Source organism: Streptomyces sp. NPDC051921 (assembly GCF_040680975.1).
GTDB lineage: Bacteria > Actinomycetota > Actinomycetes > Streptomycetales > Streptomycetaceae > Streptomyces.
This window is the reverse complement of the sequence record NZ_JBFAXU010000013.1, coordinates 45,730-71,327: the sequence shown is the minus strand read 5'-3', so window position 1 is coordinate 71,327 and position 25,598 is coordinate 45,730. Positions and strand designations below refer to the sequence as shown.

Annotated in this window: 22 protein-coding genes, 4 tRNA genes and 1 other RNA gene; 19 read left to right on the top strand and 8 right to left on the bottom strand. The window is 71.7% G+C overall.

Annotated elements, in window-relative coordinates:
- Nucleotides 1–8: 8 nt before the first annotated feature.
- The 6 genes from AB0M16_RS18720 (at nt 9) to AB0M16_RS18695 (ending at nt 5,499) form a co-directional block, all read left to right on the top strand.
- The gene (locus AB0M16_RS18720; protein WP_365344130.1) at nt 9–617 is read left to right on the top strand and encodes a hypothetical protein; all 609 of its coding nucleotides are present in this window, start codon (nt 9–11) and stop codon (nt 615–617) included.
- A gap of 3 nt (nt 618–620) precedes the next feature.
- Nucleotides 621–1,079 carry a hypothetical protein gene (locus AB0M16_RS18715; protein WP_365344128.1) on the top strand — a complete coding sequence of 153 codons (459 nt, stop codon included), beginning with the start codon at nt 621–623 and terminating at the stop codon, nt 1,077–1,079.
- A gap of 141 nt (nt 1,080–1,220) precedes the next feature.
- Nucleotides 1,221–2,066, top strand: coding sequence for a bifunctional DNA primase/polymerase (locus tag AB0M16_RS18710; RefSeq protein WP_365344126.1), 846 nt, complete (start codon nt 1,221–1,223; stop codon nt 2,064–2,066).
- Nucleotides 2,067–2,068: 2 nt separating this feature from the next.
- Nucleotides 2,069–3,541, top strand: coding sequence for an ATP-binding protein (locus AB0M16_RS18705; RefSeq protein WP_365344124.1), 1,473 nt, complete (start codon nt 2,069–2,071; stop codon nt 3,539–3,541).
- Between the two features lie 449 nt (nt 3,542–3,990).
- Nucleotides 3,991–4,212: a helix-turn-helix domain-containing protein gene (locus AB0M16_RS18700; protein WP_365344122.1), complete on the top strand. Its 222-nt coding sequence runs from the start codon at nt 3,991–3,993 to the stop codon at nt 4,210–4,212.
- Nucleotides 4,213–4,221: 9 nt separating this feature from the next.
- Complete coding sequence (locus tag AB0M16_RS18695) at nt 4,222–5,499, top strand: site-specific integrase (protein WP_365344120.1); 1,278 nt, start codon at nt 4,222–4,224, stop codon at nt 5,497–5,499.
- Nucleotides 5,500–5,561: 62 nt separating this feature from the next.
- Here the strand turns inward: AB0M16_RS18695 and AB0M16_RS18690 are convergent.
- Nucleotides 5,562–5,649, bottom strand: a tRNA-Ser gene (locus tag AB0M16_RS18690).
- Nucleotides 5,650–5,778: 129 nt separating this feature from the next.
- Here AB0M16_RS18690 and ffs point away from each other — a divergent pair.
- The 6 genes from ffs (at nt 5,779) to AB0M16_RS18660 (ending at nt 14,215) form a co-directional block, all read left to right on the top strand.
- An RNA gene (gene ffs, locus AB0M16_RS18685) (signal recognition particle sRNA small type) lies at nt 5,779–5,877 on the top strand.
- Between the two features lie 36 nt (nt 5,878–5,913).
- Complete coding sequence (locus tag AB0M16_RS18680) at nt 5,914–8,070, top strand: DNA polymerase III subunit gamma and tau (protein WP_365344118.1); 2,157 nt, start codon at nt 5,914–5,916, stop codon at nt 8,068–8,070.
- 61 nt (nt 8,071–8,131) lie between these two features.
- Nucleotides 8,132–9,382, top strand: coding sequence for a phosphoribosylamine--glycine ligase (gene purD, locus AB0M16_RS18675; protein WP_365344116.1), 1,251 nt, complete (start codon nt 8,132–8,134; stop codon nt 9,380–9,382).
- A 272-nt stretch (nt 9,383–9,654) separates the two neighbouring features.
- Nucleotides 9,655–11,559, top strand: coding sequence for a hypothetical protein (locus AB0M16_RS18670; RefSeq protein WP_365344114.1), 1,905 nt, complete (start codon nt 9,655–9,657; stop codon nt 11,557–11,559).
- A gap of 195 nt (nt 11,560–11,754) precedes the next feature.
- Nucleotides 11,755–13,215, top strand: a complete 1,461-nt coding sequence (locus tag AB0M16_RS18665; protein WP_365344112.1) for a N,N-dimethylformamidase beta subunit family domain-containing protein — start codon at nt 11,755–11,757, stop codon at nt 13,213–13,215.
- A gap of 88 nt (nt 13,216–13,303) precedes the next feature.
- Nucleotides 13,304–14,215 (top strand): phosphoribosylaminoimidazolesuccinocarboxamide synthase, encoded by a 912-nt coding sequence (locus AB0M16_RS18660; protein ID WP_365344110.1) that lies wholly within the window; start codon nt 13,304–13,306, stop codon nt 14,213–14,215.
- 44 nt (nt 14,216–14,259) lie between these two features.
- Here the strand turns inward: AB0M16_RS18660 and AB0M16_RS18655 are convergent.
- From AB0M16_RS18655 to AB0M16_RS18640, 4 genes are all read right to left on the bottom strand, one after another.
- Nucleotides 14,260–14,335: transfer RNA gene (locus tag AB0M16_RS18655), tRNA-Gly, on the bottom strand.
- Between the two features lie 149 nt (nt 14,336–14,484).
- A tRNA-Gly gene (locus AB0M16_RS18650) sits at nt 14,485–14,557 on the bottom strand.
- A gap of 80 nt (nt 14,558–14,637) precedes the next feature.
- A tRNA-Gly gene (locus AB0M16_RS18645) sits at nt 14,638–14,709 on the bottom strand.
- 86 nt (nt 14,710–14,795) lie between these two features.
- Nucleotides 14,796–15,140, bottom strand: a complete 345-nt coding sequence (locus AB0M16_RS18640; protein WP_365344108.1) for an Lsr2 family protein — start codon at nt 15,138–15,140, stop codon at nt 14,796–14,798.
- Between the two features lie 325 nt (nt 15,141–15,465).
- Between AB0M16_RS18640 and purS the strand changes: the two genes are divergently transcribed.
- From purS to purL, 3 genes are read left to right on the top strand one after another with little or no spacing between them, the layout of a single operon-like run.
- Complete coding sequence (gene purS / locus AB0M16_RS18635) at nt 15,466–15,711, top strand: phosphoribosylformylglycinamidine synthase subunit PurS (RefSeq protein WP_137994413.1); 246 nt, start codon at nt 15,466–15,468, stop codon at nt 15,709–15,711.
- Entirely contained in the window at nt 15,708–16,388 is a 681-nt protein-coding gene (purQ, locus tag AB0M16_RS18630; protein WP_365344105.1) for a phosphoribosylformylglycinamidine synthase subunit PurQ, read from the top strand. Before purS ends, purQ begins: the two co-directional genes overlap by 4 nt.
- Nucleotides 16,388–18,637 carry a phosphoribosylformylglycinamidine synthase subunit PurL gene (purL, locus tag AB0M16_RS18625; protein WP_365344103.1) on the top strand — a complete coding sequence of 750 codons (2,250 nt, stop codon included), beginning with the start codon at nt 16,388–16,390 and terminating at the stop codon, nt 18,635–18,637. Before purQ ends, purL begins: the two co-directional genes overlap by 1 nt.
- Before the next feature lie 68 nt (nt 18,638–18,705).
- On the opposite strand, the gene AB0M16_RS18620 is transcribed toward purL, so the two are convergent.
- The gene (locus AB0M16_RS18620; protein ID WP_365344101.1) at nt 18,706–19,116 is read right to left on the bottom strand and encodes a nuclear transport factor 2 family protein; all 411 of its coding nucleotides are present in this window, start codon (nt 19,114–19,116) and stop codon (nt 18,706–18,708) included.
- 68 nt (nt 19,117–19,184) lie between these two features.
- Here AB0M16_RS18620 and AB0M16_RS18615 point away from each other — a divergent pair, with 68 nt between their 5' ends.
- A complete protein-coding gene (locus AB0M16_RS18615) occupies nt 19,185–19,973 on the top strand; it encodes a sterol carrier family protein (RefSeq protein ID WP_365344099.1) in 789 nt (262 codons plus the stop codon).
- Nucleotides 19,974–20,166: 193 nt separating this feature from the next.
- Nucleotides 20,167–20,970 (top strand): META domain-containing protein, encoded by an 804-nt coding sequence (locus tag AB0M16_RS18610; RefSeq protein ID WP_365344096.1) that lies wholly within the window; start codon nt 20,167–20,169, stop codon nt 20,968–20,970.
- 27 nt (nt 20,971–20,997) lie between these two features.
- Here the strand turns inward: AB0M16_RS18610 and AB0M16_RS18605 are convergent, their stop codons facing one another.
- Nucleotides 20,998–22,416 (bottom strand): sulfatase-like hydrolase/transferase, encoded by a 1,419-nt coding sequence (locus AB0M16_RS18605; protein WP_365344094.1) that lies wholly within the window; start codon nt 22,414–22,416, stop codon nt 20,998–21,000.
- A gap of 99 nt (nt 22,417–22,515) precedes the next feature.
- Nucleotides 22,516–22,614 carry a putative leader peptide gene (locus tag AB0M16_RS18600; protein ID WP_365344092.1) on the bottom strand — a complete coding sequence of 33 codons (99 nt, stop codon included), beginning with the start codon at nt 22,612–22,614 and terminating at the stop codon, nt 22,516–22,518.
- Between the two features lie 276 nt (nt 22,615–22,890).
- On the opposite strand from AB0M16_RS18600, the gene purF reads away from it, so the two are divergent.
- Both purF and purM read left to right on the top strand, forming a co-directional pair.
- A complete protein-coding gene (gene purF, locus AB0M16_RS18595) occupies nt 22,891–24,417 on the top strand; it encodes an amidophosphoribosyltransferase (protein WP_365344090.1) in 1,527 nt (508 codons plus the stop codon).
- Between the two features lie 44 nt (nt 24,418–24,461).
- Nucleotides 24,462–25,529: a phosphoribosylformylglycinamidine cyclo-ligase gene (gene purM, locus AB0M16_RS18590; protein WP_365344088.1), complete on the top strand. Its 1,068-nt coding sequence runs from the start codon at nt 24,462–24,464 to the stop codon at nt 25,527–25,529.
- The last annotated feature ends 69 nt before the right edge of the window (nt 25,530–25,598 follow it).

Below are 25,598 nucleotides of genomic sequence, written 5' to 3'. Positions count from 1 at the left end.
CGCCTGCGATGAACGAACCGAACACCGCCCGGCACTGGCTCGCCGCGGCCCTGCCGAAGGCAGCACCCGCCATCGCCACCACCACCGTCCTGATCCTCGGCCGCATCTGGAACGCCAACGGCGCCGAACACTCCACCGGCAACGCCGCCCTCATGGTCGTGCTCTCCGCCGGAGCAGCGACGGCCGGCGCTTTCGCCTCCGCCGGACGCAACGGAGACGGCGTCCTCGCCGGAACCGCGTTCGCCGCCTCCGGCGGGCTCGCCCTCGCCGGCGTCGCCGGATACGCCGACGGCCTCTCCCTCCCGCTGCTGCTGTGCGCGATCGCCACCGCCATCACGTACGGGCTCGCCGCCCGCTACTGGCGCACCGACCGCCGCGCCACCGTCGCCCACGAACGGCACACGAGCGAGCGCCGCGAGGAGCACGCCCACATCGAGCGCGTGGAAGCCCTGCGCGCCGGAGCACAGATCGAAGTCGCCCGCTCCGGCGCCCTCTACGCCGAGCAGCTCGCCACTGCCCTCATCACCCGCGCCGCACTGCCGGCCTTCGACCCCCAGGCACTCACCCGCGCCGGACTCCCCGAACTCCCCGCCACCAACACCACCAAGGAGCACTGACCCGTGTTCGAGATCCGGATCATCTGCGACCCCGACGACACCGACCGCGTCACCACCGCCCTCGCCGGCGCCTTCACCACCGGCGTCGTACGCAAGCACCCCACCCGCGACGGACACCAGACCCGCCTGTACGTCAGCGCCGACCACCACCCCGCCGCCGAGGACTGGCCCACCCCGGAACAGGCCTACGCGAAGGCACCGAGCATCACCAGAGAGATCGGGTGGATCGCCCGCGCCGTGGCCGCCAAGCCGTTCAAGGGAGGCCGCGAGTTCTGGCTCCGCAAGGCCGCGCTCCTGGACCGCATCGCCCTCGGCGACGACATCTCCCCGGCCGTCGATGAAGCCGCCGCAGCCGCCGAGGAAGCGGGACGGCAGCTGATGGGCGGCGACGGCATCACGACCGACGTCGACCCCCGCCACTACGCCCGCCAGCAGTACGCCCACTGGATCGCCCGGCAGTAGCTACGCCCGAGGCGGTCGCCTCTCTCCAAAGACCGCGACCGCCTCGGCTCTCCGTCCCTTCGACAGAAACAGGAGCAAGACCAGCATGACTCATCCGATTCAGTTCCGGCGAGACGGCCGTTGGCCGCTGCTGGAGGCGGCATGACCCTCGCACGCGACACCCTCGACACCGCGCTCACCCTCGCCGCCAGCGGCCTGCCGGTGCTGCCGCTGAGTGCTGACAAGCGCCCGTTCGGCAACTGCCCCGCCTGCCGAGACAACCGATGCGGCGGACGGCCCAGCATGAAGACCCCCGGACCGTGCCAGTGCCCGCGTCCGTGCCACGCCTGGGCCGCAGCGACCACCGACCCCGCTGTGCTGTCCTCCGGCCCGTGGGCGACCTCCTGGCGCCGGGCCGGGGCCGTCGCCTACCACCCCGGCGGCGCCGGGGTCACTGTCGTCGACCTCGACGACGCCGACGCGGTCATCTGGGCCCAGGAGACCCTGCCCCCGACGCGCACCTTGGCCACGACGCGGGGCGAGCACTGGATCTACCGGGGCACGATGCAGTCCGCCAACGGTGTGCGGGCGGGTGTGGACATCAAGTCCTCTATGTCCTACGCGCGCTGGCTCGGCCCTGGCAGCGGCACCCTTGCTCCCCTTCCGGCGGCTGTTCGCTCCCTGATCGTCAAGGCACCGGCCGTGCGCTCGGCCCGAGTCGCGGTCGCCGTGCCCGCGCCGGCGGGTGGCGGACCGTGCCGCCACCGCTCGCCCGCTTACCTGGAACGGGGCATCGCCATGGCCGAGCAGCGCATCACCAACGCGGACAGCGCGATCCACGCCACCGTCTACCGGACGTTCCTTGCGGTGCTGTCCGCCCACGGCCGGTGCGGCTGTCTGACCGACGTGCACATCGCCCGTCTGTTCACCGCCGCGCAGGCCAAGGGCGAATCGGCCCGGCACTGCACGGATGCCTGGACCAACGCCCGTACGAGCCTGGGGCTCTGATCGTGGCCGAGGACGAGAAGACTCCGGCCCGCGAGATCATCACCGACTACGCGCAGGCCAACTTCCGGTACTTCCGCACCGTCGACGGCACCGTCTACGCCCAGCGCAACGGCCACCCCGTCGCCCGCCCCATCCGCTCCCAAGGCACCACCGGCAGCCACCGCCAAGAACTCATGGTCGGGCTGTTCCGCGACGGCCTGGGCGTCTTCAACGGCACGGCCTTGAAGGAGGCTTTGGACTTGATCGAAGCACTCGCGCTCACCGAGGACGTACAGCCCACCCACATCCGCGTCGCCCCCGGATTCGACGGCGCAACCTGGCTCGACCTGGGCCGCGACGACGGCAAGTCCGTCCGCATCCACCCCACCGGCTGGAAGATCCTCACCCCCGACCCCAGGGAGGTGTGCTGGCGTCGCACCCAGCTCACCGGCGAACTGCCCCTGCCGGCCGAGAAGACCGACGGCAAGGGCATCGACCTGCTGATGCGGCTGTGCAACTTCGCCAGCGCCGAGGCCGAGAGTCTGGCCCTGGCGTGGCTGATCGGTTGCCTCGGCCCGTCCGTGCCCGTGCCCGCCCCGTTCCTCACCGGACCCCAGGGCGCGGGCAAGTCCACCGGCGGACGGATGCTCATGCGGATCATCGAAGGCATGAGCGGCGACCTGCGCCGCGCCCCGAAGGACGAGGAGAACCTGATCACTGCCGTGGCCGCCGGATGGGTCACCGCCCTGGACAACCTCTCCCACCTCGGCCCGGACCTCTCCGACGCCATGTGCTGCATCGTCACCGGAGCGGAGAACATCAAGCGCGCGCTGTTCACCGATGGCGACGTGGTGCGCTCCCGCTACCGCCGGCCGCTGCTCATGACCGGCATCGACGTCGGTGTCATCCGCCCCGACCTCGCCGAACGACTCCTGCCTCTCCGTCTGGAGCGCCCGCGGGTGCGGCGGACCGAGGCGGAACTCTGGGCGGAGTACGAGGAGATCCTGCCCATCGTCCTGGGCTCGCTGCTCGACCTCACGGTCAAGGTCCGCGCAACCCAGGCAGACATCCCCACCGACCTGCGCATGGCCGACTTCGCGCACCTGTGCGCGCAGCTCGACGCCGCCACCGGCTTCGGAGCACTCGACGCGTACCGGGCCAGCCTGGACGACCTCAACGACGACGTGATCGAGGGGGACCTGCTCGCCCAGACCGTCCTCAAGCACGCCGCCGGCATCGAGCCCGGCACGGAATCTCGGATGACGTCGGCCGAGTGGCTGCACTGCCTCACCCAGCTCTACACCGGCGAGGACTTCCGCCCCCTGCCCAAGGGATGGCCCACCACCGGGAAAGTCCTCTCCGACCGGCTCAAGCGGCTGCAGCCCGTACTCGCCGCCCGCGGCGTGCTCGTCGACTGGGGGCGCACCAACGCCGCCCGCTACATCGAGATGAGCCGCTCCAAGCCGCCGACCGAGGAGCAGAACCCGATGTTCTGACCCAGCGCCGCGACCGCGCACGCACAGGCAAGAGGAGCACCCCGCCCCGGGCGCGGCGTGCTCCTCTTGCTTCTCGGCGGCCGCGCCGCCGCTCAAAAGGCGCGCCGCGAAGCGGCTCCTTCTTTACTCCCGAAGGCACGCACAACCACAGACACCACCCCTCTCTTTTTCCTAAGTAGGAAGACGCTGCGTCACCTGCGTCACAGACGGCCCCGAAACCGCCCGCGACCTGCGCAGACAGCGGTGACGCAGAGCCCCGAATCCTGCGTCACCCCGCGTCACCTGCGTCACCGACTGACGCAGGCCTGTGTCAGTCGGTGACACAGCACGCGGGCCCCTGCGTCACCGAAAACCGCAGGTCAGCTTCGCGAGTGACGCGAATGACGCAGTGACGCAGAAATCCCGACCTCGGACACATCTGCCACCTCCGATCTGCCAAGGAGCACCGCATGGAAGCGGCCCTTCCCGAAGTGACCTTTGACCCCACGCTCGTCCTGCTGAAGCCCGAGGAGGCAGCTCGCCGTCTCCAGATCGGCCGGACCCTCTGCTACCGCTACATCGGCACCGGCGAGCTGGAATCCGTACCTCTCGGCCGCCTCCGCCGGATCCCCGCCGATGCCGTCATCGAATTCGCCGCCAAACTCCGCCGCGCCAATCGGCCGGCCGCCTGAGAGGCCACTGTGGAACAGAAGAAGCGCACGCGCCGGGCGAACGGCGAGACGGCGATCTACTTCGGCAAGGATGGACGTTGGCACGCCCGAGTGCCGATGGGCTTCAAGGACAACGGGGAGCCCTACCGCCGACACATCACCCGCCCCTCGGAAGATGCTCTGAAGGATGAGGTCAAGCGGCTGGAGAAGCAGCGCGACCAGGGCACCGCCCAACAACCCGGAAAGCTGTGGACCGTCGAGAAGTGGCTCTGGCACTGGGTCGAGAACATCGCCAAGGACGTCGTCAGCGAGAACACCTACGACGGCTACGAAGTGGCGGTGCGCGTGCACCTCGTTCCCGGCATTGGGAAGCACCGCATCGACCGCTTGGAGCCCGAGCACTTGGAAAGCCTGTACCGCCGGATGCAGAAGAACGGCAGCAAGCCCGCCACGGCTCACCAGGCCCACCGCACCGCCCGCACCGCGCTCGGCGAAGCCGTCCGACGCGGCCACGCGGCGAAGAATGCCGCCGCCCTGGCCAAGCCGCCCCGAATGGAGGGCGACGAAGACGAGATCGAGCCCTACTCCGTCGAAGAGGTCCAGCGCCTGCTGATCGCAGTGAACAAGCGCCGTAACAGCGCTCGCTGGATGCTCGCCCTTGCTCTCGGATTACGGCAGGGCGAGACTCTCGGCCTGCGATGGTCCGACGTGGACCTGGACAACGAGTACCTGAAGCTGCGCCGGAACCGTCTCCGGCCGAAGTACGCGCACGGATGCTCCGAAGCATCCCCGTGCGGGCGCAAGGCTGGCTACTGTCCGAAGCGCGAGCAGGTGCGGCGGGAGACCAAGAACACCAAGTCGCGGGCCGGCCGCCGCGCTGTGCCGCTGCCCGGACCCCTGGTCGTGATGCTCCGTGCCCACAGGGAGGCACAAGCGCGTGAGCGGGCAGCCGCGGGCAACCTGTGGACCGCCTCGGAGTACGTCTTCACCAAGCAGCTCGGTGGCCCGCTCAGCCCGAACACGGACTACCACGACTGGAAGAAGTTGCTCGGCGACGCGGGCGTGCGTGACGCACGTCTGCACGACGCCCGGCACACAGCCGCGACCGTGCTCATGCTGCTCGGAGTCCCGGACCGGGTCATCGACCAGATCATGGGATGGGAGCCGGGCACGTCCTCCCGGATGCGGGCGCGGTACCTCCACGTGCCGGACGCCATGCTGAAGGACGTCGCCCGGAAGATCGCCGAAGCAATCTGGGGCCCCTCGGCGAAGCCCACTGTGGACAAAGACCAGGACAACGGGGCCTGAGGAACGTCGAAGGGCCCCACCGCGAACGGTGGGGCCCTTCGACAACGTGCCCGGTGAGGCACTGGCGGAGGATACGAGATTCGAACTCGTGAGGGGTTGCCCCCAACACGCTTTCCAAGCGTGCGCCCTAGGCCTCTAGGCGAATCCTCCGTGGAGAACATTACATGACCGGAGAGGGTGCTCGTGCACACCATTCGGCGAGGGGGGTCCGTCGAAGGGTGCAGGTCGGGGAGGGGGCGGGGGTGGGGGCAGGAGGGCGCTCGGATCGGGTACTCTGGGCGGAGCCCCTCACGTGGCGCTATCTGACTGAACTCCCCCAGGGCCGGAAGGCAGCAAGGGTAGGTCGGCTCTGGCGGGTGCGTGGGGGGCGCTTGCGTTCCCGGGTTGTCAGTGGGCGCCTATAACCTCGTATACGTGTCGTCTCTCGCGCTGTACCGCCGCTACCGCCCCGAGTCCTTCGCCGAGGTCATCGGGCAGGAGCATGTCACCGACCCGCTGCAGCAGGCGCTGCGGAACAACCGGGTCAATCACGCGTACCTGTTCAGCGGGCCCCGCGGCTGCGGCAAGACGACCAGTGCCCGGATCCTCGCGCGGTGCCTGAACTGTGAGAAGGGTCCCACCCCCACCCCCTGCGGCGAGTGCCAGTCCTGTCGGGACCTCGCGCGGAACGGGCCGGGCTCGATCGACGTCATCGAGATCGACGCCGCCTCGCACGGTGGTGTGGACGACGCCCGTGACCTGCGGGAGAAGGCATTCTTCGGGCCCGCCTCCAGCCGCTACAAGATCTACATCATCGACGAGGCGCACATGGTCACCTCGGCGGGCTTCAACGCCCTGCTGAAGGTGGTCGAGGAGCCGCCGGAGCACCTCAAGTTCATCTTCGCGACGACGGAGCCCGAGAAGGTCATCGGCACCATCCGGTCGCGTACGCACCACTACCCCTTCCGGCTCGTGCCCCCCGGCACCCTGCGGGAGTACCTGGGCGAGGTCTGCGGCCGCGAGGGCATCCCCGTGGAGGACGGTGTCCTCCCGCTGGTCGTCCGGGCCGGCGCCGGGTCGGTGCGTGACTCGATGTCCGTCATGGACCAGCTGCTCGCCGGCGCCACCGACGCCGGTGTGACCTACGCCATGGCCACGTCGCTCCTCGGTTATACGGACGGGTCCCTGCTCGACTCCGTGGTGGACGCCTTCGCCGCCGGTGACGGCGCCGCCGCCTTCGAGGTCGTCGACCGCGTGATCGAGGGCGGCAACGACCCGCGGCGCTTCGTCGCCGACCTCCTGGAGCGGCTGCGCGACCTGGTGATCCTCGCGGCCGTGCCCGACGCCGCCGAGAAGGGGCTGGTCGACGCCCCGGTCGACGTCATCGAGCGCATGCAGGCGCAGGCGTCGGTGTTCGGGGCCGCCGAGCTCAGCCGGGCCGCCGACCTCGTCAACTCCGGTCTCACCGAGATGCGCGGCGCCACCTCGCCGCGACTCCAGCTGGAGCTGATCTGTGCGCGCGTGCTGCTGCCCGCCGCCTTCGACGACGAGCGCTCGCTCCAGGCCCGCCTGGACCGGCTGGAGCGCGGCGCCGCCGCGGCGCCCCCGGCCGTGTTCACCACGACCTCTCCCGCGCCGCAGATGGGGTACGTGCCGGCGCCCGACGCCCATGTCCCGCCGCCGGCTCCCGAGCCGGCGCCCGCCCCGGTCCAGGCGGCTCCGGCTCCCGCGCCCTCGCAGGCGCCCGCCCCGGCCGCCGCCCCCGCAGCCCAGCCGCAGCCCGGTGCCTGGCCCGGCGCCGCGCGGCCCGGCGGCGGTGCGCCCGGCGCGTGGCCCGGGGCGTCCGCGCCCGCGGCCGCCCCGCAGCCGCAGGCTCCCGCCCCGCAGGCCCCCGCGCCCCAGGCCGCCCCGGCTCCGGCGGCCGGCGGCTCCGGAAACATGGCCGCGGGTGCCGCCCAGGTGCGCAACATGTGGCCGCAGATCCTGGAGGCGGTCAAGAACCGCCGCCGGTTCACCTGGATCCTGCTCTCGCAGAACGCGCAGGTCGCGGGCTTCGACGGCACCACGCTCCAGCTCGGCTTCCTCAACGCCGGCGCCCGGGACAACTTCGCGAGCAGCGGCAGCGAGGACGTCCTGAAGGCGGCCCTCGGCGAGCAGTTCAACGTGCACTGGCGGATCGAGGCGATCATCGACCCGTCGGGCGGCGCCAACCCGCCGCCCGCGGCCGGCGGCTTCTCCGGCGGCGGCGGAGGCGGCGGCTTCGGTGGTGGCGCCGGCTTCGGCGGCGGCGGTGGCGGCGGTGGCTTCGGCGGTGGCCGTCCGGCCGCGCCCGCCCCGGCCCCCGCACCCGCCTACACGCCCGCCCCCGCGCCGTCGCAGCCCTCCCCCCAGGCCGCCGCCCCGGCGCCGGCCCCCGCTCCCGTACAGGCCCCGGCGCCCGCGCCCGTCCCGCAGGCACCGCCGCCGGTCGCCCCCGAGGACGACGTGCCGGAGGAGGACGATCCGGACCTCGTGGACTCCGCCCTCTCCGGGCACGAGCTCATCGTGCGCGAGCTCGGCGCCACGGTCCTGGAGGAATACACGAACGAGTAGGACCGTCTCGCTCGGTGGCCCGCACAAGGGGCATCCCGCCCCGCGGGCTACCCTGGCTGGCGTGAAGGTCCTCGTCATCGGCGGCGGCGCCCGCGAACACGCCCTGTGCCGCTCCCTCTCCCTCGATCCCGACGTCACCGCTCTGCACTGCGCGCCCGGCAACGCCGGAATCGCCGAGGTCGCCGAGCTCCACCCCGTCGACCAGCTCGACGGCGCCGCCGTCGCCGCACTCGCCGGCGAGCTCGGTGCCGACCTGGTCGTCGTCGGCCCGGAGGCCCCGCTCGTCGCCGGTGTCGCCGACGCCGTCCGCGCGGCCGGCATCCCGGTCTTCGGCCCATCCCAGGAGGCGGCGCAGCTGGAGGGCTCCAAGGCCTTCGCCAAGGACGTCATGGCCGGCGCCGGTGTGCCCACCGCGCGCAGCTACGTCTGCACCACCCCGGAGGAGATCGAGGAGGCGCTGGACGCCTTCGGCGCTCCGTACGTCGTCAAGGACGACGGTCTCGCGGCCGGCAAGGGCGTCGTGGTGACCGAGGACGTCGAGCAGGCCCGGGCGCACGCCCTCGCCTGCGACCGGGTCGTCATCGAGGAGTTCCTCGACGGCCCCGAGGTCTCCCTCTTCGCCATCACCGACGGCACCACCGTCCTCCCGCTGCAGCCCGCGCAGGACTTCAAGCGCGCGCTGGACGGCGACGAGGGCCCGAACACCGGCGGCATGGGCGCCTACTCGCCGCTGCCGTGGGCCGCCCCGAACCTGGTCGAGGAGGTCCTCGCGACCGTCCTCCAGCCCACCGTGGACGAACTGCGCCGCCGCGGCACGCCGTTCTCCGGTCTGCTGTACGCGGGTCTGGCCATCACCGGCCGCGGCATCCGGGTCATCGAGTTCAACGCCCGCTTCGGCGACCCCGAGACCCAGGTCGTGCTGGCCCGCCTGCAGACCCCGCTGGCCGGCGTCCTGCTGAACTCCGCCAACGGAACCCTCGCCGACCAGGCCCCGCTCGTCTGGCGCGACGAGGCGGCCGTCACCGTGGTCGTCGCCTCCCACAACTACCCGGGCACCCCGCGCACCGGGGACCCGATCGAGGGCCTGGCCGAGGTCGCGGAGAAGGACGCGCCGCACGCGTACGTGCTGCACGCCGGTACGAAGCGGGACGGCGACGCGGTCCTGAGCGCGGGCGGCCGGGTGCTGTCCGTGACCGCCACCGGTTCGGACCTGACCGAGGCCCGCGAGCGTGCCTACGCGGCGGTCGGCCGTATCCGCCTTGACGGTTCGCAGCACCGTACGGACATCGCCGAGAAGGCCGCCCGGGGCTGACCCGCGGCGCCTCGAGGGCGCGGTCGTGCAGTGAACCGCACGGCCGCGCCACCGTCATCACCTTTGCCCAAAGCCATTCCATCGAGTGACGGCTCCGCCATCCGGATGACGCCCGCCGACGCCCCAACTAGGGTGCGGCGAAGGCGTTCCCGGTGAGTTCCGGGTGTCCTCCGGCAGTTGGCCCACCGACATTGCGATGTCAGTGACGGGTGCCACAGTGGGGGAGTGAGCAACACCGCCACGGGCAGTCCCGGACAGGGCAGGAGGGGGTGATGTACGGCGTGACCGGCACCGGTTCCGCACTCGGCGAGGAGCTCGGCGCGCGCGCCGCGCGGGCCCGGGCCCTCGCCGTGCTCCGCGTGCGCGGCAGGGCCCTCGGCCTCGCGATCCTCCCCGCCGCCCTCGCCGTCGTCCTCTACGCGGGCGGCGTCACCGGCCATTTCACCGGCTCCGGCTGGGACGCCGCCCGCTGGGTGGTGACCGCCCTGGCCGTGGTCGTCCTGCTCGTCGGGGCGGCCGTCGCCCTGGTCGTGGCGCGGTCCCGGCCGGCCATGACGCCGACGGTGGAGCTGGCCGAGAGCGCGGCCCCCGACCTCTACCGGCTGGTGCGCGACCTCGCCGACCGGCTGGGCGTCCCCGCGCCTTCCGCGATAGCCCTGACGCCGGACTGCGACAGCTGGCTGGAGGACCGCTCGCACCCGGCGCACGGCCGGCACCCGGGCCGTCAGCAGGCCGGTCAGGCCCCCGTCCTGGTCATCGGCTCCCCCTTCCTGTGGTGGATGCGCGTCGGTGAGCTCCGTGCGGTCCTCGCCCCCGTCGTCGCCGGTACGGGCCCGGCGGCGCAGCCCGACATAGCCGCGGCCCGCCGTTTCGTGCGCGGCCTCGACGCGGCGGTGGCCGTGCCCCGGCGGCCCGGGCTCGATCCGGTCCGCAGGCTCGGCGCGGTCGGCGTGAGCCGACTGGCCGGGATCCTCCTGAAGGGCTGCCGTGGTCACGCCGCCGAGATGGAGCGGGGCGTCGCGGCGGCCGGCTCCGAGCGGGCCCAGGCCGTCGACTACGGCGTGCGGATCGTCGCCCAGGAGCAGGTCGGCCTCGCCTACGCGGGCTGGGACCGGCTGCTCACCCGGGTCGCGCTGCCCGCGTGGCGGATGGGCCGCTGGCCCGCCCGCCTCGACGCCGGTGTGGTCTCCGCCCTCACCGAGCTGTCCCGCCGCGACCGCCTCGCCGAGGGCTTCACGTCCCGTCTCGGCGAGCGCCCCGCCTGTGACCTCCTGGAGGAGCCGGGCGCCGTCGACGAGGCCACGTCCCTGCTGGCCGCCCGCCTCTTCCACGGCGCCCCGGCCGAGCCCAGCCCGGACTGGGCCCCGGTGGAGTGGAGCGAGTACGCGGAAGAGGTCGTCGACCGCAAGTGGCGCACCGACGCTTCCCGCCTCCACCAGGTCCTCGACCGCCTCGGCCGGACGCCGCCCGCGCCCGACCCGATGTCGCCTGTGCCCGCCCCGACGCCGGACGCGCCCGCCCCGACGCCGGACACGCGAGCCTGGCCGCCGCCCGCGCCCGACCCGACGCCAAACGCGCTCGTCCCGACGTCGCCCGCGCCCGCCGAGCCGGCCGGCGCGACCGCCCACGGACCCGCCGCCGGTGCCGCCCCCGACCCCACCGACGCCGCCCCGGACCCGGCCGGTGCCGCCCCCGACCCCGCCGACGGGCCGGTGCGCGGGAGCGCCGCCGCGTCGGACTCGGACGCCGCCCCCACCCTCTCCCGCGTCATGGCCCACCTCGCCGGCCCCCACGGCGGCGACGGCGGGGCCGCCGACGCGCTCGCCGCCGCGCTCACCGCGCAGGCCGCGCGGGAGGACGGGCTGCGGCCGGTCGCGCCCGCGGCCGAGGGGCCGGACGGGCCGGTGCCGCTGTTCCCGTTGCAGCCGCCGCGGAGCGGGCGGGATCTGCTCGCGGACCATGTGACGGCGATGGTGTGCTGCGCCGCCGTCGACACGGCCGAGGCGGCGCCCGGCCTCGACTGGCTGGACGGACCGGCCCTGTTCGTACGGGGCGAGCGGAGCACGGATCTGACCGGTGCCGTCCTGATGCTCGTCGAGGACGGCGACCCGGAGCCGCTGCGCGCCTGGCTCGCCAGGACCGGGGTGCGCCCGGAGAAGCCCGTACGCCTGATCTGAGGCAGCCCCGGCCAGGGGCTGCCGGGCCGGAGGACGGGAGGAACAAACCCGGAGGACTGTCTTCCACTCTCGTCAATTCACGACGAACGGTGACGGAGTGCGCGCGTTATGTGATGTGCTGGAGACCGGCACTGACAGAGGCAGTATCCAGAGGCACTGACCGGCCGACCGGGGGAGTCGAGGGAGGGGCGCGGCATGGGGGCGGAGCAGATCAGGCGGTGGGAATCGGGCGCGCTCGCCCATGCGGTCTCCGATCCCTTCGGCCAGGGGCCGCTGCCCTGGCTGCGCGGCTCGGAGAACTACTTCGACGACACCGGCCAGATGGTGCCCTGGTACGCGGACGAGACCCTGGCCCGCGGCGGCACCGGCGGCCCCCGCACCGCCGACGACGCGCACGGCCAGATCAAGGGCTTCGTCTCGAACGGGGCCGTCGCGCCCGGCGAGGCGATCGATTTCCACATCACGGTGGACCCGCCGCAGCAGTTCTCGGTCGACATCTACCGCATCGGGCACTACGGCGGCGACGGCGCCGCCAAGATCACCACCAGCCCGCGGCTGTCCGGGATCGTCCAGCCGGCCCCGCTCACCGCCGACCGGACGGTGTCCTGCCACCACTGGTGGCAGTCCTGGCGGCTGCAGGTGCCGTCGTACTGGTCGATCGGCGCGTACGTCGCCGTGCTCACGACCGCCGACGGATACCGCTCCCACGTCCCCTTCACGGTCCGCGACAGCCACCCGGCGGACCTGTTGCTCGTCCTGCCGGACGTGACGTGGCAGGCGTACAACCTCTACCCGGAGGACGGCCGCACGGGCGCCAGCCTCTACCACGCGTGGGACGAGGAGGGCCGGCTGCTGGGCGAGGAGGAGGCGGCGGTCACCGTCTCCTTCGACCGTCCCTACGCGGGCGCGGGCCTGCCGCTGCACGTGGGCCACGCCTACGACTTCATCCGCTGGGCCGAGCGCTACGGCTACGACCTGGCGTACGCGGAGACCCGCGACCTGCACGCGGGCCGGGTCGACCCGAGCCGCTACCGGGGCCTGGTCTTCCCCGGCCACGACGAGTACTGGTCCGTGCCCATGCGCCGCACCGTCGAGCTCGCCCGCGACCAGGGCACGTCGCTGGTCTTCCTCTCCGCCAACACCATGTACTGGCAGGTGGAGCTCGCCCCCTCCCCGTCCGGCGCCCCGGACCGGCTCCTCACCTGCCGCAAGCGCCGCGGCCCGGGCCGCCCCGCGCTCTGGCGGGAGGTCGACCGGCCCGAGCAGCAGCTGCTCGGCATCCAGTACGCGGGCCGGGTGCCCGAACCGCACCCGATGGTCGTACGGAACGCGGACCACTGGCTCTGGGAGGCCACCGGCGCCGGCGAGGGCGACGAGATCCCCGGCCTGGTCGCGGGCGAGGCCGACCGCTACTTCCCGCGCACCGCGCTCCCCGAGCACCAGGGCCGCATCCTGCTCTCCCACTCGCCCTACCGGGACGGCGAAGGGGCCCTGCGCCACCAGGAGACGAGCCTCTACCGGGCCCCGTCCGGCGCCTGGGTGTTCGCCTCGGGCACCTTCGCCTGGTCACCGGCACTGGACCGGCCGGGCCACGTGGACACCCGCATCCAGCGCGCCACCGCGAACCTCCTCGACCGCATCTGCAAGAGGGACTGAGCGGGGGGTCACGGGGCCCGGCGGCCCGAGCCGCCCGGATGTGCGAGAGAATCGGACACGCTCCTGGATCAACCTACGCGGAGGAACCGTGTCCGGATTCGTAGAAAAGCCCGAACCCGTCCAGGTCCCGGGCCTGACCCATCTCCACACGGGCAAGGTTCGCGACCTGTACCGCACCGAGGCGGGCGATCTCGTCATGGTGGCGAGCGACCGCATGTCCGCGTACGACTGGGTGCTGCCGACCGAGATCCCCGACAAGGGCCGGGTGCTGACCCAGCTCTCGCTCTGGTGGTTCGACCGGCTCTCCGACCTGGTCCCCCACCACGTCCTGTCGACCGAGCTCCCGGCCGGCGCCCCCGCCGACTGGGCGGGCCGGACCCTGATCTGCAAGTCCCTGAACATGGTCCCGGTCGAGTGCGTCGCCCGCGGTTACCTCACCGGCTCCGGCCTCCTGGAGTACGACGAGGCGCGCACGGTGTGCGGCCTCGCGCTGCCCGAGGGCCTGACCGACGGCTCGGAGCTGCCCGCGCCGATCTTCACCCCGGCGACGAAGGCCGCCGTCGGCGACCACGACGAGAACGTCTCGTACGAGGAGGTCGCCCGCCAGGTCGGCGCGGAGACGGCCGCCCTGCTGCGCCAGACGACCCTCGCCGTCTACACGCGTGCCCGGGACATCGCGCGCGACCGCGGCATCATCCTGGCGGACACCAAGTTCGAGTTCGGGTTCGAGAGCACCCCGGAGGGCGAGCGCCTGGTCCTCGCCGACGAGGTCCTCACCCCGGACTCCTCGCGCTTCTGGCCGGCCGCAGAGTGGCAGCCGGGCCGTGCCCAGCCCTCGTACGACAAGCAGATCGTGCGGAACTGGCTGACCTCGCCGGCCTCCGGCTGGGACCGCAAGAGCGAGCAGCCGCCGCCGGCCCTGCCGCAGGAGGTCGTGGAGAGGACCCGCGCCAAGTACGTCGAGGCGTACGAGCTGCTGACCGGGTACACCTGGTCCTAGGGAACGAGAAAGCCCCCGGTCGATTCGACCGGGGGCTTTCTTCATGGAGCGGACGACGAGATTCGAACTCGCGACCCTCACCTTGGCAAGGTGATGCTCTACCAACTGAGCCACGTCCGCATGCGCCGTAGCGCGCTGCTAACTATACACAGGATGGTGGGGGCCGATGACACGGTTTTCCCGGCCGTGACCTGTGGCCGTCACCACACCCTGTGGGTGGAGGGACGACAAAGGCCCCGGTTCCTGAGAACCGGGGCCTTTGCTCCCTGAGCGGACGACGAGATTCGAACTCGCGACCCTCACCTTGGCAAGGTGATGCTCTACCAACTGAGCCACGTCCGCATGCCTCCGACCGGCTTTCACCGGGCGGTGCGAGCACCACTCTACCTGATGCACCGGAGTGCTCGGTAACCGTGATGCAGAGCGGGTGACAGGGATTGCACACTGCGCCTTCCCCCTGGAAGGGGGCTGTTCTGCTACTGAACTACACCCGCACGCTGCGTGAGGTCCGGCCCTTCGGCCTCGCCCCTCGGCGTGATTCAGACTGTAGCGGATCATGGGGGGTGCATGGCAAATCGGCTCAGCCGGCGGCGCGGAAGGCCTCGTACACCCGCTTGGGGATCCGGCCCCGGGCCGGCACGTCGAGCTTGTTGGACTGGGCCCAGGCGCGCACCGCGGCCGGGTCGGGCTCGAGGGTGGTGTGCCGGTAGCCCCCGTCGCCCGGCTTGGCGCCCTTCCTGTGACCTGTCGCACTCACCTTGCGGCCGGCGGCCAGGTAGGGGGCGAGGGCCTTGCGCAGTTTCTTTGCATTGGCGGGATTCAGGTCGATCTCGTACATCTTCCCGTCCAGGCCGAACGCGACCGTTTCCGCCGCCTCTCCGCCGTCGATGTCGTCGGAGAGAGTGACCACCACACGCTGTGCCACTGATATCGGTCCTTTCCTGCGGAGGGCCGTGTCGTTTCGGTGGGTTCACCGCTCTGACGTGCGGCGATGCCGATGTGACGGCTCCCCGGGGGTAATGCCGGGCCTGTCGAACTTTCCCTGCATTCCCTTTGTACAGCGACCGGTGTCGCATTGTGAAGCCCAGTCAATTGCTTCCGCGTGTCTCGGTCGGTGGACGATATTCCGCTTGAATTCACCACCCCGGCGCTTGAGGGTGCTTTGTAGGATCCTTCAGACTTCTACCCGCGTAGAATTTGGAGGCAGGTACGCTGAGGGAACCGCCCGCAACACACCACCGGGAGTGCCAGTGGCACGCGTCGTAGTCGACGTCATGCTCAAGCCGGAGATCCTCGACCCGCAGGGACAGGCGGTGCAGCGTGCACTGCCCCGCCTCGGATTCGACGGGATCGCCGACGTCCGTCAGGGGAAGCGCTTCGAGCTCGAGGTGGAGGGACCGGTCGACGAGGCCGCCCTCGCCCGCATCCATGAGATGGCCGAAACCTTCCTTGCCAACACCGTGATCGAGGACTTCACCGTGAAGGTGGAGTCGTGACCGCACGCATCGGCGTCGTCACGTTCCCCGGAACGCTGGACGACCAGGACGCGCTGCGCGCCGCCCGCCTCGCGGGCGCCGAGCCGGTCTCGCTCTGGCACCGCGACAAGGACCTCAAGCAGGTCGACGCGGTGGTCCTCGCGGGCGGCTTCTCCTACGGCGACTACCTGCGGGCCGGAGCCATCTCCCGCTTCTCGCCGGTGATGGAGACGATCATCGAGCAGGCGAAGGCGGGCATGCCCGTCCTCGGCATCTGCAACGGCTTCCAGATCCTCACCGAAGCCCACCTGCTGCCGGGCGCCATGCTGCGCAACAACCACCTGCACTTCATCTGCCGTGACCAGAAGCTGCGGGTGGAGAACGCGGAGACCGCCTGGACCTCGGACTACACCGTGGGCCAGGAGATCGAGGTCCCGCTCAAGAACATGGACGGCCGGTACGTCGCCGACGAGCGCACGCTCGACGAGCTGGAGGCCGAGGGACGGGTGGCCTTCCGCTACCTGGACATGAACCCCAACGGCTCGCTGCGCGACATCGCGGGCATCACCAACGCCGCGGGCAACGTGGTCGGTCTCATGCCGCACCCGGAGCACGCCGTCGAGCCGCTGGTCGGCACCGGCAAGACCGACGGCCTCGGTTTCTTCACCTCGATCCTCAAGAAGCTGGTCAACGCCTGATGACTCTGGACACGGTCAAGCACGCGACCGAGACGCCCGACGTCGAGCAGCCCTGGAAGGAGCTCGGCCTCAAGCAGGACGAGTACGAGCGCATCCGCGAGATCCTCGGTCGCCGTCCCACCGGCGCCGAGCTCGCCATGTACTCCGTCATGTGGTCCGAGCACTGCTCGTACAAGAGCAGCAAGGTCCACCTGAAGCAGTTCGGCGAGAAGGCCCCGAAGAACGACGCCATGCTCGTCGGCATCGGCGAGAACGCGGGCGTCGTCGACGTCGGCCAGGGCTACGCGGTCACCTTCAAGGTCGAGTCGCACAACCACCCCAGCTACATCGAGCCCTACCAGGGCGCGGCCACCGGCGTCGGCGGCATCGTCCGCGACATCCTCGCCATGGGTGCCCGCCCGGTCGCCGTGGTCGACCCGCTGCGCTTCGGTGCCGCCGACCACCCCGACACCAAGCGCGTGCTGCCCGGCGTCGTCGCCGGCATCGGCGGCTACGGCAACTGCCTGGGCCTGCCCAACATCGGCGGCGAGGTCGTCTTCGACTCCTGCTACCAGGGCAACCCGCTGGTCAACGCCGGCTGCATCGGCGTCATGAAGCACGAGGACATCCACCTCGCCAAGGCCTCCGGCCCCGGCAACAAGGTCATCCTCTACGGCGCCCGCACCGGTGGCGACGGCATCGGCGGCGTCTCGGTCCTCGCGTCCGAGACCTTCGACGACACCAAGCCCACCAAGCGCCCCGCCGTCCAGGTCGGCGACCCGTTCCAGGAGAAGCTCCTCATCGAGTGCACCCTGGAGATCTTCAAGGAGAAGCTGGTCGCGGGCATCCAGGACCTTGGCGGTGCCGGCCTGTCCTGCGCCACCTCCGAGCTGGCCTCGGCCGGCTCCGGCGGCATGCGGGTCGAGCTGGACACCGTGCCGCTGCGCGACGCGACGCTCTCGCCGGAGGAGATCCTCATGAGCGAGTCGCAGGAGCGCATGTGCGCGATCGTGGAGCCGCAGCACGTCGACCGCTTCATGGAGATCTGCGAGAAGTGGGACGTCACCGCCACCGTCATCGGTGAGGTCACGGACGGCGACCACCTGGAGATCTTCTGGCACGGCGAGCTCATCGTGGACGTGCCGCCGGGCACTGTCGCCCACGAGGGCCCGACCTACCACCGGCCGTTCGCGCGTCCGGACTGGCAGGACGCCCTCCAGGCCGACGACGCCGGCAAGCTGGCCCGCCCGCAGACCGGCGCCGAGCTCAAGGACCAGGTCCTGAAGCTGGTCGGCTCCCCGAACCAGGCCTCCAAGGCGTGGATCACCGACCAGTACGACCGCTTCGTGCAGGGCAACACCGTGCTCGCCCAGCCCGAGGACGCCGGCATGGTCCGGATCGACGAGCAGTCGAACCTGGGCGTGGCCATGGCGACCGACGGCAACGGCCGGTACGCCAAGCTCGACCCGTACACCGGTGCGCAGCTCGCGCTGGCCGAGGCGTACCGCAACGTCGCCGCCTCCGGCGCCAAGCCGCTCGCCATCTCGGACTGCCTGAACTTCGGTTCGCCCGAGGACCCGGCCGTGATGTGGCAGTTCGCCGAGGCCACCCGTGGTCTCGCGGACGGCTGCCTCCAGCTGGGCACCCCGGTGACCGGCGGCAACGTGTCGCTGTACAACCAGACCGGTGACGTGGCCATCCACCCGACGCCCGTCGTGGCCGTCCTCGGTGTGATCGACGACGTCAACCGCCGCACCCCGATCGCCTTCGCGGAAGAGGGCCAGCTCCTCTACCTGCTCGGCGACACCAAGGAGGAGTTCGGCGGTTCGGCCTGGTCCGAGGTGATCCACCAGCACCTCGGCGGCATGCCGCCGGCCGTGGACCTCGACCGGGAGAAGCTGCTCGGCGAGATCCTGATCTCGGCCTCGCGCGACGGCATGATCGACGCGGCGCACGACCTGTCCGACGGCGGTCTGGTCCAGGCGGTCGTGGAGTCCTGCCTGCGCGGCGGCAACGGCGCGCGCCTGGTCGTGCCCGAGGGCCTCGACGCCTTCACCTTCCTCTTCAGCGAGTCGGCCGGCCGTGCGGTCGTGTCCGTCCCGCGCAGCGAGGAGCTCCGCTTCACCGACATGTGCGGTGCGCGGGGTCTGCCGGCGACCCGGATCGGTGTCGTCGACGGCGACGCGGTCGAGGTGCAGGGCGAGTTCAGCGCCTCCCTGGAGGAGCTGCGCACCGTGCACGAGGCGACGATCCCGGGCCTGCTGGCCTGACCCGTCCCGTACGCGTACGGAGCTGAGCCCCCGCCCTTCCCGGGCGGGGGCTCTGCTGCTGTCGGCGGTCAGTCGCCCAGGGAGAGGAAGGCGTCCGCCTCCTCGATGTCCTCGACGCACTCGTCGATGTCGGAGGCCTTCCCTCCGATCAGAGTGAAGAAGAGGCCACCGCGCATTTCGATCCCGCGGTCGCCGTGCTCGGCGTACCACTTGTGGGTCGCGATGACGTGTCCCCGTCCGTCGGGGAAGACGCCCTCGAGTTCGATGCGCATGGTGCCGCCGGTGTACTCGAATATGTCCCCGTAGTGGGCGAGGACGTTGTCCCGGCCCTTGAAATGCCCGCCGAAGCGGGTGGTGCCGGGCGAATGGTGGGTGCAGTCACCGGTCAGCAGGGAGCCCAGGGTCTCCATGTCACCCTTGCTGAACGCTTCGTAGCCCCGGCGCACCAGGGCGGCATCGGGGTGCTCGTGATGGGTCATGGTCCCGTCACTGCCTTTCGCGAAGGGCCTTCCCCCCTCCTCTCCAGTCTCGGGGCTAGCCTCAGCCCATGCCACCCGCCAAGAAGCGCACCCGCAGCTACGACCCCGCCAAGATCCGTGCCGCCGTTCTCGCCCAGTTCGGGCATGTCGGGGACGCGGTGCTCGCGCTGCCGACGGAGGCGCTCGACGGTCCGACCCGGCTGGGGGAGTGGACGGTGCGGGACCTGGCCGGGCACATCGCGTGGATGGTCGACAGCGTGCCGCAGCTGCTCGCCGCACCCGAGCCCGCGCAGCAGGAACTCCCGCTCCTCGAATGGCCGTTCGCGACCGCCGGGGCGGCCGGTCGGATCGACGAGCACACCCGGGGGCTCGACTCCGCCGATCTCCCGGGTCTGTACGGGCGGACCCGGGAGGCGTACGGGACCGCGGTGGCGGCGGCCGCCGACACCCGGTTGCTGCCGGTGAGCCTCGGCGCGATGACCCTCGCCGACTTCCTCGTCACGCGGACCGTCGAACTCGTCGTCCACACCGACGACCTGAGCGCGGCGACCGGGCTCGACATCCCCTACGACCGGCAGGCGCTCGCCGCCTGCACCCGGCTGCTCGCCGACGCCCTCGCGGCCCGGGCCCCCGGCGGCGCGGTGGAGGTGCGGATCCCGCCGTACGCGGTGGTGCAGTGCGTCGAGGGCCCACGGCACACGCGCGGCACCCCGCCCAACGTGGTGGAGACGGACCCGCTGACCTGGATCCGCCTCGCGACCGGCCGGGCGTCCTGGGCGGCGGAGCTGGACGCGGCCCGGGTGAGCGCGAGCGGGGAACGGGCGGACCTGGCGGCCCTGCTCCCCCTGATGGGCTGAGCCCGCCAACCGGCCAAGGACCGTACGGCCCCCGGCCCGGGTCCGGGTCAGGTACGGCACCGGACGCCCCGGACCGGCACGGCCCTGGCCGGCCCGGGTCTACGGCACCGGCCCCGGTCCGGTACGGCACCGGCCCCGGACCGGTACGCCGCCGGCGCCGGAACCGTACGGCCGCGGCGCCCGTCCCACCGGCATGCAGAAGCCGCGCACACTCGCCGCCGCCCTCGCCGTCTCCGCCCTCGTCCTGCTCTCCGCGTGCGGTACGGAGCAGGGCGCGGCCCCCGGATCCGGCGCCGAGACCCCCGATCTGCCCGTCCAGGGCAGTCACTGGACGATCGCCGCGGTCACGCTCGACGGCGTCCGGTCGGTGGCCCCGCCCGGGGCGCGGCTGGAGATCGCCGAGAACGGGCGTGCCCAGGGGAACACCGGCTGCAACCACTTCGGCGCCGCCGTCGCCGTGAACGGCGACACCCTGACGGTCTCTCCCGAGGAGGTCACCGAGATCGGCTGCCCGGCCGACCGGGAGCGGTTCGAGCGGGCCCTGCTCAAGGCGCTCACCGGCAAGCTCGACGGAGCGCTGAAGGACAAGGCGCTCACCCTGACCTCCGCCGACGGACGCAGCGGGGTCGAGCTGGCCGCCGAGACCGGCGCCCCGCTCGTCGGCACGGCCTGGACGGTGGACGCGCTGCTCACCGGCGACACCGCGGGCTCGCTGCCGGCCGGCTCCGAGGGCAAGGCGAAGCTGACCTTCGGCAAGGAGGGCCGGCTCACCGGAAGCCTCGGCTGCAACCGGGTCACCGCCCCCGCGAAGATCACGGACCGGACGATCACCCTGGGCGCGATCGCCACCACCCGGATGATGTGCACGGGCCCGCAGATGGAGCTGGAGACCCAGCTGTACGACGCCCTCGACGGCCCCCTCACCTATCGCGTGGACCACCGCACCCTGACCGTCACCGACGCGGACGGCCAGGGATTCACCGCGCAGGCGGGCTAGGTCGTCCGGCCGCGAGGGGCGGCGCCGTCAGCTCCCGTAGGGCAGGAGCCCGGCGTCCGTCCGTTCCCAGGCGGCCTTCAGTTCGGCCAGGCGCTCCGTCTCGTACGGGGCCCGGTCGGCCTGCTCACGGGCGTCCTCGCCGAGGTGGAAGAGCTGGTCGCGGCCGCTCCTGCCCCGGTAGTACTTCCAGTCGCCGCGGCGCAGCGCCCGCTCCCCGCGCACCCGCCAGAACAGGTCGCGCTCGGCGACCTGCTCGCCGCGCAGGAGGTGTCCGGCGAGGCTGGTGCCGTCGAGGGGGTAGGCGGGGTGGGGGCGGGCGCCGCCGATGTCGAGGAGGGTGGCCGTCCAGTCGGGGGAGTACACGGGCAGGTCGCTGGCCTGGCCGCCGTCGATCCGGGCGGGCCAGCGCAGGATGGACGGGACGCGGATGCCGCCCTCCTGGAGTGAGCCCTTGTTGCCGGCGAGCGGCCAGTTGTAGGAGAAGCGTTCGCCGCCGTTGTCGCTGCCGAAGAAGACGAGGGTGTCGCGCTCGCGGCCGGCCCGCCTGAGGGCGGCGAGCACCGTCCCGACGGACCGGTCGAGGTCCTCGACCATCTCCTTGTACTTCTCTATGGAGCCGCCGTCCTGGTGCCACAGGGCGGAGCGGTCGCCGGCCTTGATCCGCCGGACGATCTCGGCGCTGGTCTCCTCGTCGCCGTCCGCGATCCAGGGCCAGTGCGGGGTCGTGAAGTTGAGGTTGAGCAGGAACGGGCGGTCGTGGTCGCGGCTCACGTACTCGCTCGCGCGCTCGGTGAGGACGCGGGTGTAGTACCGCAGGTCCTTGTACTCGGCGTCGCCCTCGTAGAGGTCGTACTCGCCGCCGAGGCCGAGCTTGGAGTAGTACTCCAGGGCGCCGCCGAAGTTGCCGAAGAACTCGTCCCAGCCGGAGCGGGTGGGGGAGTGGTCGGGCAGGTAGCCGCAGTGCCACTTGCCGATGAGCGCGGTGCTGTACCCGGCGTCGCGCAGCAGAGAGGCGAGCGTGGGGTGGGTGGGCTCCAGGCCGACGGACCTGTCGGCGATGGGCTCGGCGAGTCCGCCCTTGGTGCGGCCCGGGTAGCGGCCGGTGTAGAGGCTGAAGCGGGTGGGGGAGCAGGTCGCGGAGCCGGAGTAGGCGTCGGTGAAGCGGACGCCCTGGCGGGCGAGCCGGTCCAGGTGCGGCGTGCGGATGTGCGGGGAGCCGTAGGAGGAGAGGTCGGCCCAGCCGAGGTCGTCGCCGAGGATGAAGAGGATGTTGGGACGGGGCGCGTGACGCCCGGTGGCGGCCCGGAAGGGCCGCTCGGAGGGCGCGGCGGTGGCGGAGCCGGAGGGCGCGGCGGAGGCGGTGGGCGCCGAGGCGCCGAGGGCGACTCCGGCGGCGGCGCCGACGGCGGCACCGCCGAGGGCACGCCGGGACAGGGGCGTGGACATACGGGTCTCCTGGTGGGAATGCAGCGTGGGACGCCCGGAAGGGGCAGGCGGGTGGTGCCTGCGCGGGGCGGTGGGAAGGCCTGGGGCGGCCGTGCGGGTTCAGACGCGGCGACAGATCGCGCTCGCGACACGGGCCAGGTCCACGTGCCGGCGCGTCACCAGGGAGACCGAAAGGTCGAGGTCGCTGACGGGCTGCATGATCGTCAAGCCTGGCCGAGGGCCGTCGGAGGTGTCAACGACCGTCCCGCACCGTGGACTCCGTCACATCCCGACCGTTCGCCCCGTACCGTACGAGCGTCCGCTCGGCACGGTCCTGATCTTGGCTACTGGTCAGTAACCCTTGCGGCCCTTGCTTTGTGGGCTCCGACAAGGATCGAAGGATCAGTTCGTGTGATCCTACGAGCAGGTTGGAGGGCCTACCACGCCCCGTTCGCGAATTCGGACCGATGGTCGATCTCGCCTACACTCGGTGGCGTGCCACGTGGTGACGGACGACTCAACCACGACCTGCTCCCCGGTGAGAAGGGCCCCCAGGACGCCTGCGGCGTTTTCGGAGTCTGGGCTCCCGGCGAAGAGGTCGCAAAGCTCTCGTACTTCGGGCTCTACGCCCTCCAGCATCGGGGCCAGGAATCCGCGGGAATCGCGGTCAGCAACGGCTCCCAGATCCTCGTCTTCAAGGACATGGGACTTGTCTCCCAGGTCTTCGACGAGACCTCTCTCGGTTCCCTCCAGGGTCATATCGCGGTCGGTCACGCCCGCTACTCGACCACCGGGGCCTCCGTGTGGGAGAACGCGCAGCCGACCTTCCGGGCGACCGCCCACGGCTCGATCGCGCTCGGCCACAACGGCAACCTGGTGAACACGGCCCAGCTGGCCGAGATGGTCGCCGACCTCCCCAAGAAGGAGGGGCGCACCACTCAGGTCGCCGCCACCAACGACACCGACCTGGTGACCGCGCTGCTCGCGGGCCAGGTGGCCGAGGACGGCACGCCGCTCACCATCGAGCAGGCGGCCGCGAAGGTCCTCCCCGACGTCCGGGGCGCCTTCTCCCTCGTCTTCATGAACGAGCACACGCTCTACGCCGCCCGTGACCCGCAGGGCATCCGCCCGCTGGTGCTCGGCCGGCTGGAGCGCGGCTGGGTGGTCGCCTCCGAGTCCGCCGCCCTCGACATCTGCGGTGCGACCTTCGTCCGCGAGGTCGAGCCGGGCGAGCTGATCGCGATCGACGAGAACGGCATCCGCACCTCTCGATTCGCAGAAGCGAAGCCCAAGGGCTGTGTCTTCGAGTACGTGTACCTGGCCCGCCCCGACACCGACATCGCCGGCCGGAACGTGTACCTCTCCCGCGTGGAGATGGGCCGCCGGCTCGCCAAGGAAGCCCCTGTCGAGGCCGACCTGGTGATAGCGACACCGGAGTCCGGCACCCCGGCCGCCATCGGCTACGCGGAGGCCTCCGGCATCCCGTTCGGCGCCGGTCTGGTGAAGAACGCCTACGTGGGCCGGACCTTCATCCAGCCCTCGCAGACCATCCGCCAGCTGGGCATCCGGCTGAAGCTGAACCCCCTCAAGGAAGTCATCAAGGGCAAGCGCCTGGTGGTCGTCGACGACTCGATCGTCCGCGGCAACACCCAGCGCGCGCTGGTCCGGATGCTCCGCGAGGCCGGCGCCGCCGAGGTCCACATCCGGATCTCGTCCCCGCCGGTGAAGTGGCCCTGCTTCTTCGGCATCGACTTCGCCACCCGCGCGGAGCTGATCGCCAACGGCATGTCGGTCGAGGAGATCGGCAAGTCGCTCGGTGCGGACTCGCTCTCGTACATCTCCCTCGACGGGATGATCGAGGCGACCACGATCCAGAAGCCCAACCTGTGCCGCGCCTGCTTCGACGGCGAGTACCCGATGGAGCTTCCGGACCCGGAGCTGCTCGGCAAGCAGCTCCTGGAGACCGAGCTGGCCGCCGGCCCCGCCGCGACCGCGGCTGCCGACGCCCTGCGGCGCCCGTAAGACCCCGCTGCAACCGCAGTACGACGACACGAAAGTTCCCAGCCATGCCTGAGACCACTGGTGCCAGCTACGCGTCCGCGGGCGTCGACATCGAAGCGGGCGACCGCGCCGTCGAGCTCATGAAGGAGTGGGTGAAGAAGACGCAGCGCCCCGAGGTCCTCGGCGGTCTCGGAGGCTTCGCCGGCCTCTTCGACGCCTCCGCCCTCAAGCGCTACGAGCGTCCGCTGCTCGCGTCGGCCACCGACGGCGTCGGCACGAAGGTCGACATCGCCCGCCAGATGGGCGTGTACGACACGATCGGCCACGACCTGGTCGCCATGGTCATGGACGACATCGTCGTCTGCGGCGCCGAGCCGCTCTTCATGACCGACTACATCTGCGTCGGCAAGGTGCACCCCGAGCGGGTCGCCGCCATCGTGAAGGGCATCGCCGAGGGCTGCGTCCTGGCGGGCTGCGCCCTCGTCGGCGGCGAGACGGCCGAGCACCCGGGCCTCCTCGGACCGGACGACTTCGACGTCGCCGGCGCGGGCACGGGTGTCGTCGAGTACGACCGGCTGCTCGGCGCGGATCGCATCCGTACGGGTGACGCCGTCATCGCCATGGCGTCCTCCGGTCTTCACTCCAACGGGTACTCGCTCGTCCGCCACGTGGTGTTCGACCGGGCCGGCATGGCCCTCGACCAGCAGGTCGAGGAGTTCGGCCGGACCCTGGGCGAGGAGCTCCTGGAGCCCACCAAGATCTACTCGCTCGACTGCCTGGCGCTCACCCGGACCACCGACGTGCACGCCTTCAGCCACATCACGGGCGGTGGCCTGGCCGCCAACCTGGCCCGGGTGATCCCGGACGGCCTGCACGCCGTGGTCGACCGGTCGACCTGGACCCCGGGCGCCGTCTTCGACCTGGTCGGCAAGGCCGGGCAGGTCGAGCGCCTGGAGCTGGAGAAGACCCTGAACATGGGCGTCGGCATGATGGCCGTGGTCCCCGCCGACTCGGTGGACGCGGCCCTCGCGACGCTGGCCGACCGGGGTGTCGAGTCCTGGGTCGCCGGTGAGATCACCGAGCGCGGCGACCACACGACCGGCGCGGAGCTGATCGGCGACTACGCGAAGTAGCGCCTGCCGTACATCGTACGAAGCCACGAAGGAGCATTCCCGTTCGGAGTGCTCCTTCGTGGCATCCGC

Excerpts from the sequence above, each read along its gene's own strand:
- AB0M16_RS18700 (WP_365344122.1), top strand. The coding sequence starts at position 3,991 with ATGGAAGCGGCCCTTCCCGAAGTGACCTTTGACCCCACGCTCGTCCTG.
- AB0M16_RS18710 (WP_365344126.1), top strand. The coding sequence starts at position 1,221 with ATGACCCTCGCACGCGACACCCTCGACACCGCGCTCACCCTCGCCGCC.
- purM (WP_365344088.1), top strand. The coding sequence starts at position 24,462 with ATGCCTGAGACCACTGGTGCCAGCTACGCGTCCGCGGGCGTCGACATC.
- AB0M16_RS18610 (WP_365344096.1), top strand. The coding sequence starts at position 20,167 with ATGCAGAAGCCGCGCACACTCGCCGCCGCCCTCGCCGTCTCCGCCCTC.
- AB0M16_RS18620 (WP_365344101.1), bottom strand. The coding sequence starts at position 19,116 with ATGACCCATCACGAGCACCCCGATGCCGCCCTGGTGCGCCGGGGCTAC.
- AB0M16_RS18665 (WP_365344112.1), top strand. The coding sequence starts at position 11,755 with ATGGGGGCGGAGCAGATCAGGCGGTGGGAATCGGGCGCGCTCGCCCAT.
- purL (WP_365344103.1), top strand. The coding sequence starts at position 16,388 with ATGACTCTGGACACGGTCAAGCACGCGACCGAGACGCCCGACGTCGAG.
- AB0M16_RS18600 (WP_365344092.1), bottom strand. The coding sequence starts at position 22,614 with ATGCAGCCCGTCAGCGACCTCGACCTTTCGGTCTCCCTGGTGACGCGC.
- AB0M16_RS18670 (WP_365344114.1), top strand. The coding sequence starts at position 9,655 with ATGTACGGCGTGACCGGCACCGGTTCCGCACTCGGCGAGGAGCTCGGC.
- AB0M16_RS18605 (WP_365344094.1), bottom strand. The coding sequence starts at position 22,416 with ATGTCCACGCCCCTGTCCCGGCGTGCCCTCGGCGGTGCCGCCGTCGGC.
- AB0M16_RS18720 (WP_365344130.1), top strand. The coding sequence starts at position 9 with ATGAACGAACCGAACACCGCCCGGCACTGGCTCGCCGCGGCCCTGCCG.
- AB0M16_RS18615 (WP_365344099.1), top strand. The coding sequence starts at position 19,185 with ATGCCACCCGCCAAGAAGCGCACCCGCAGCTACGACCCCGCCAAGATC.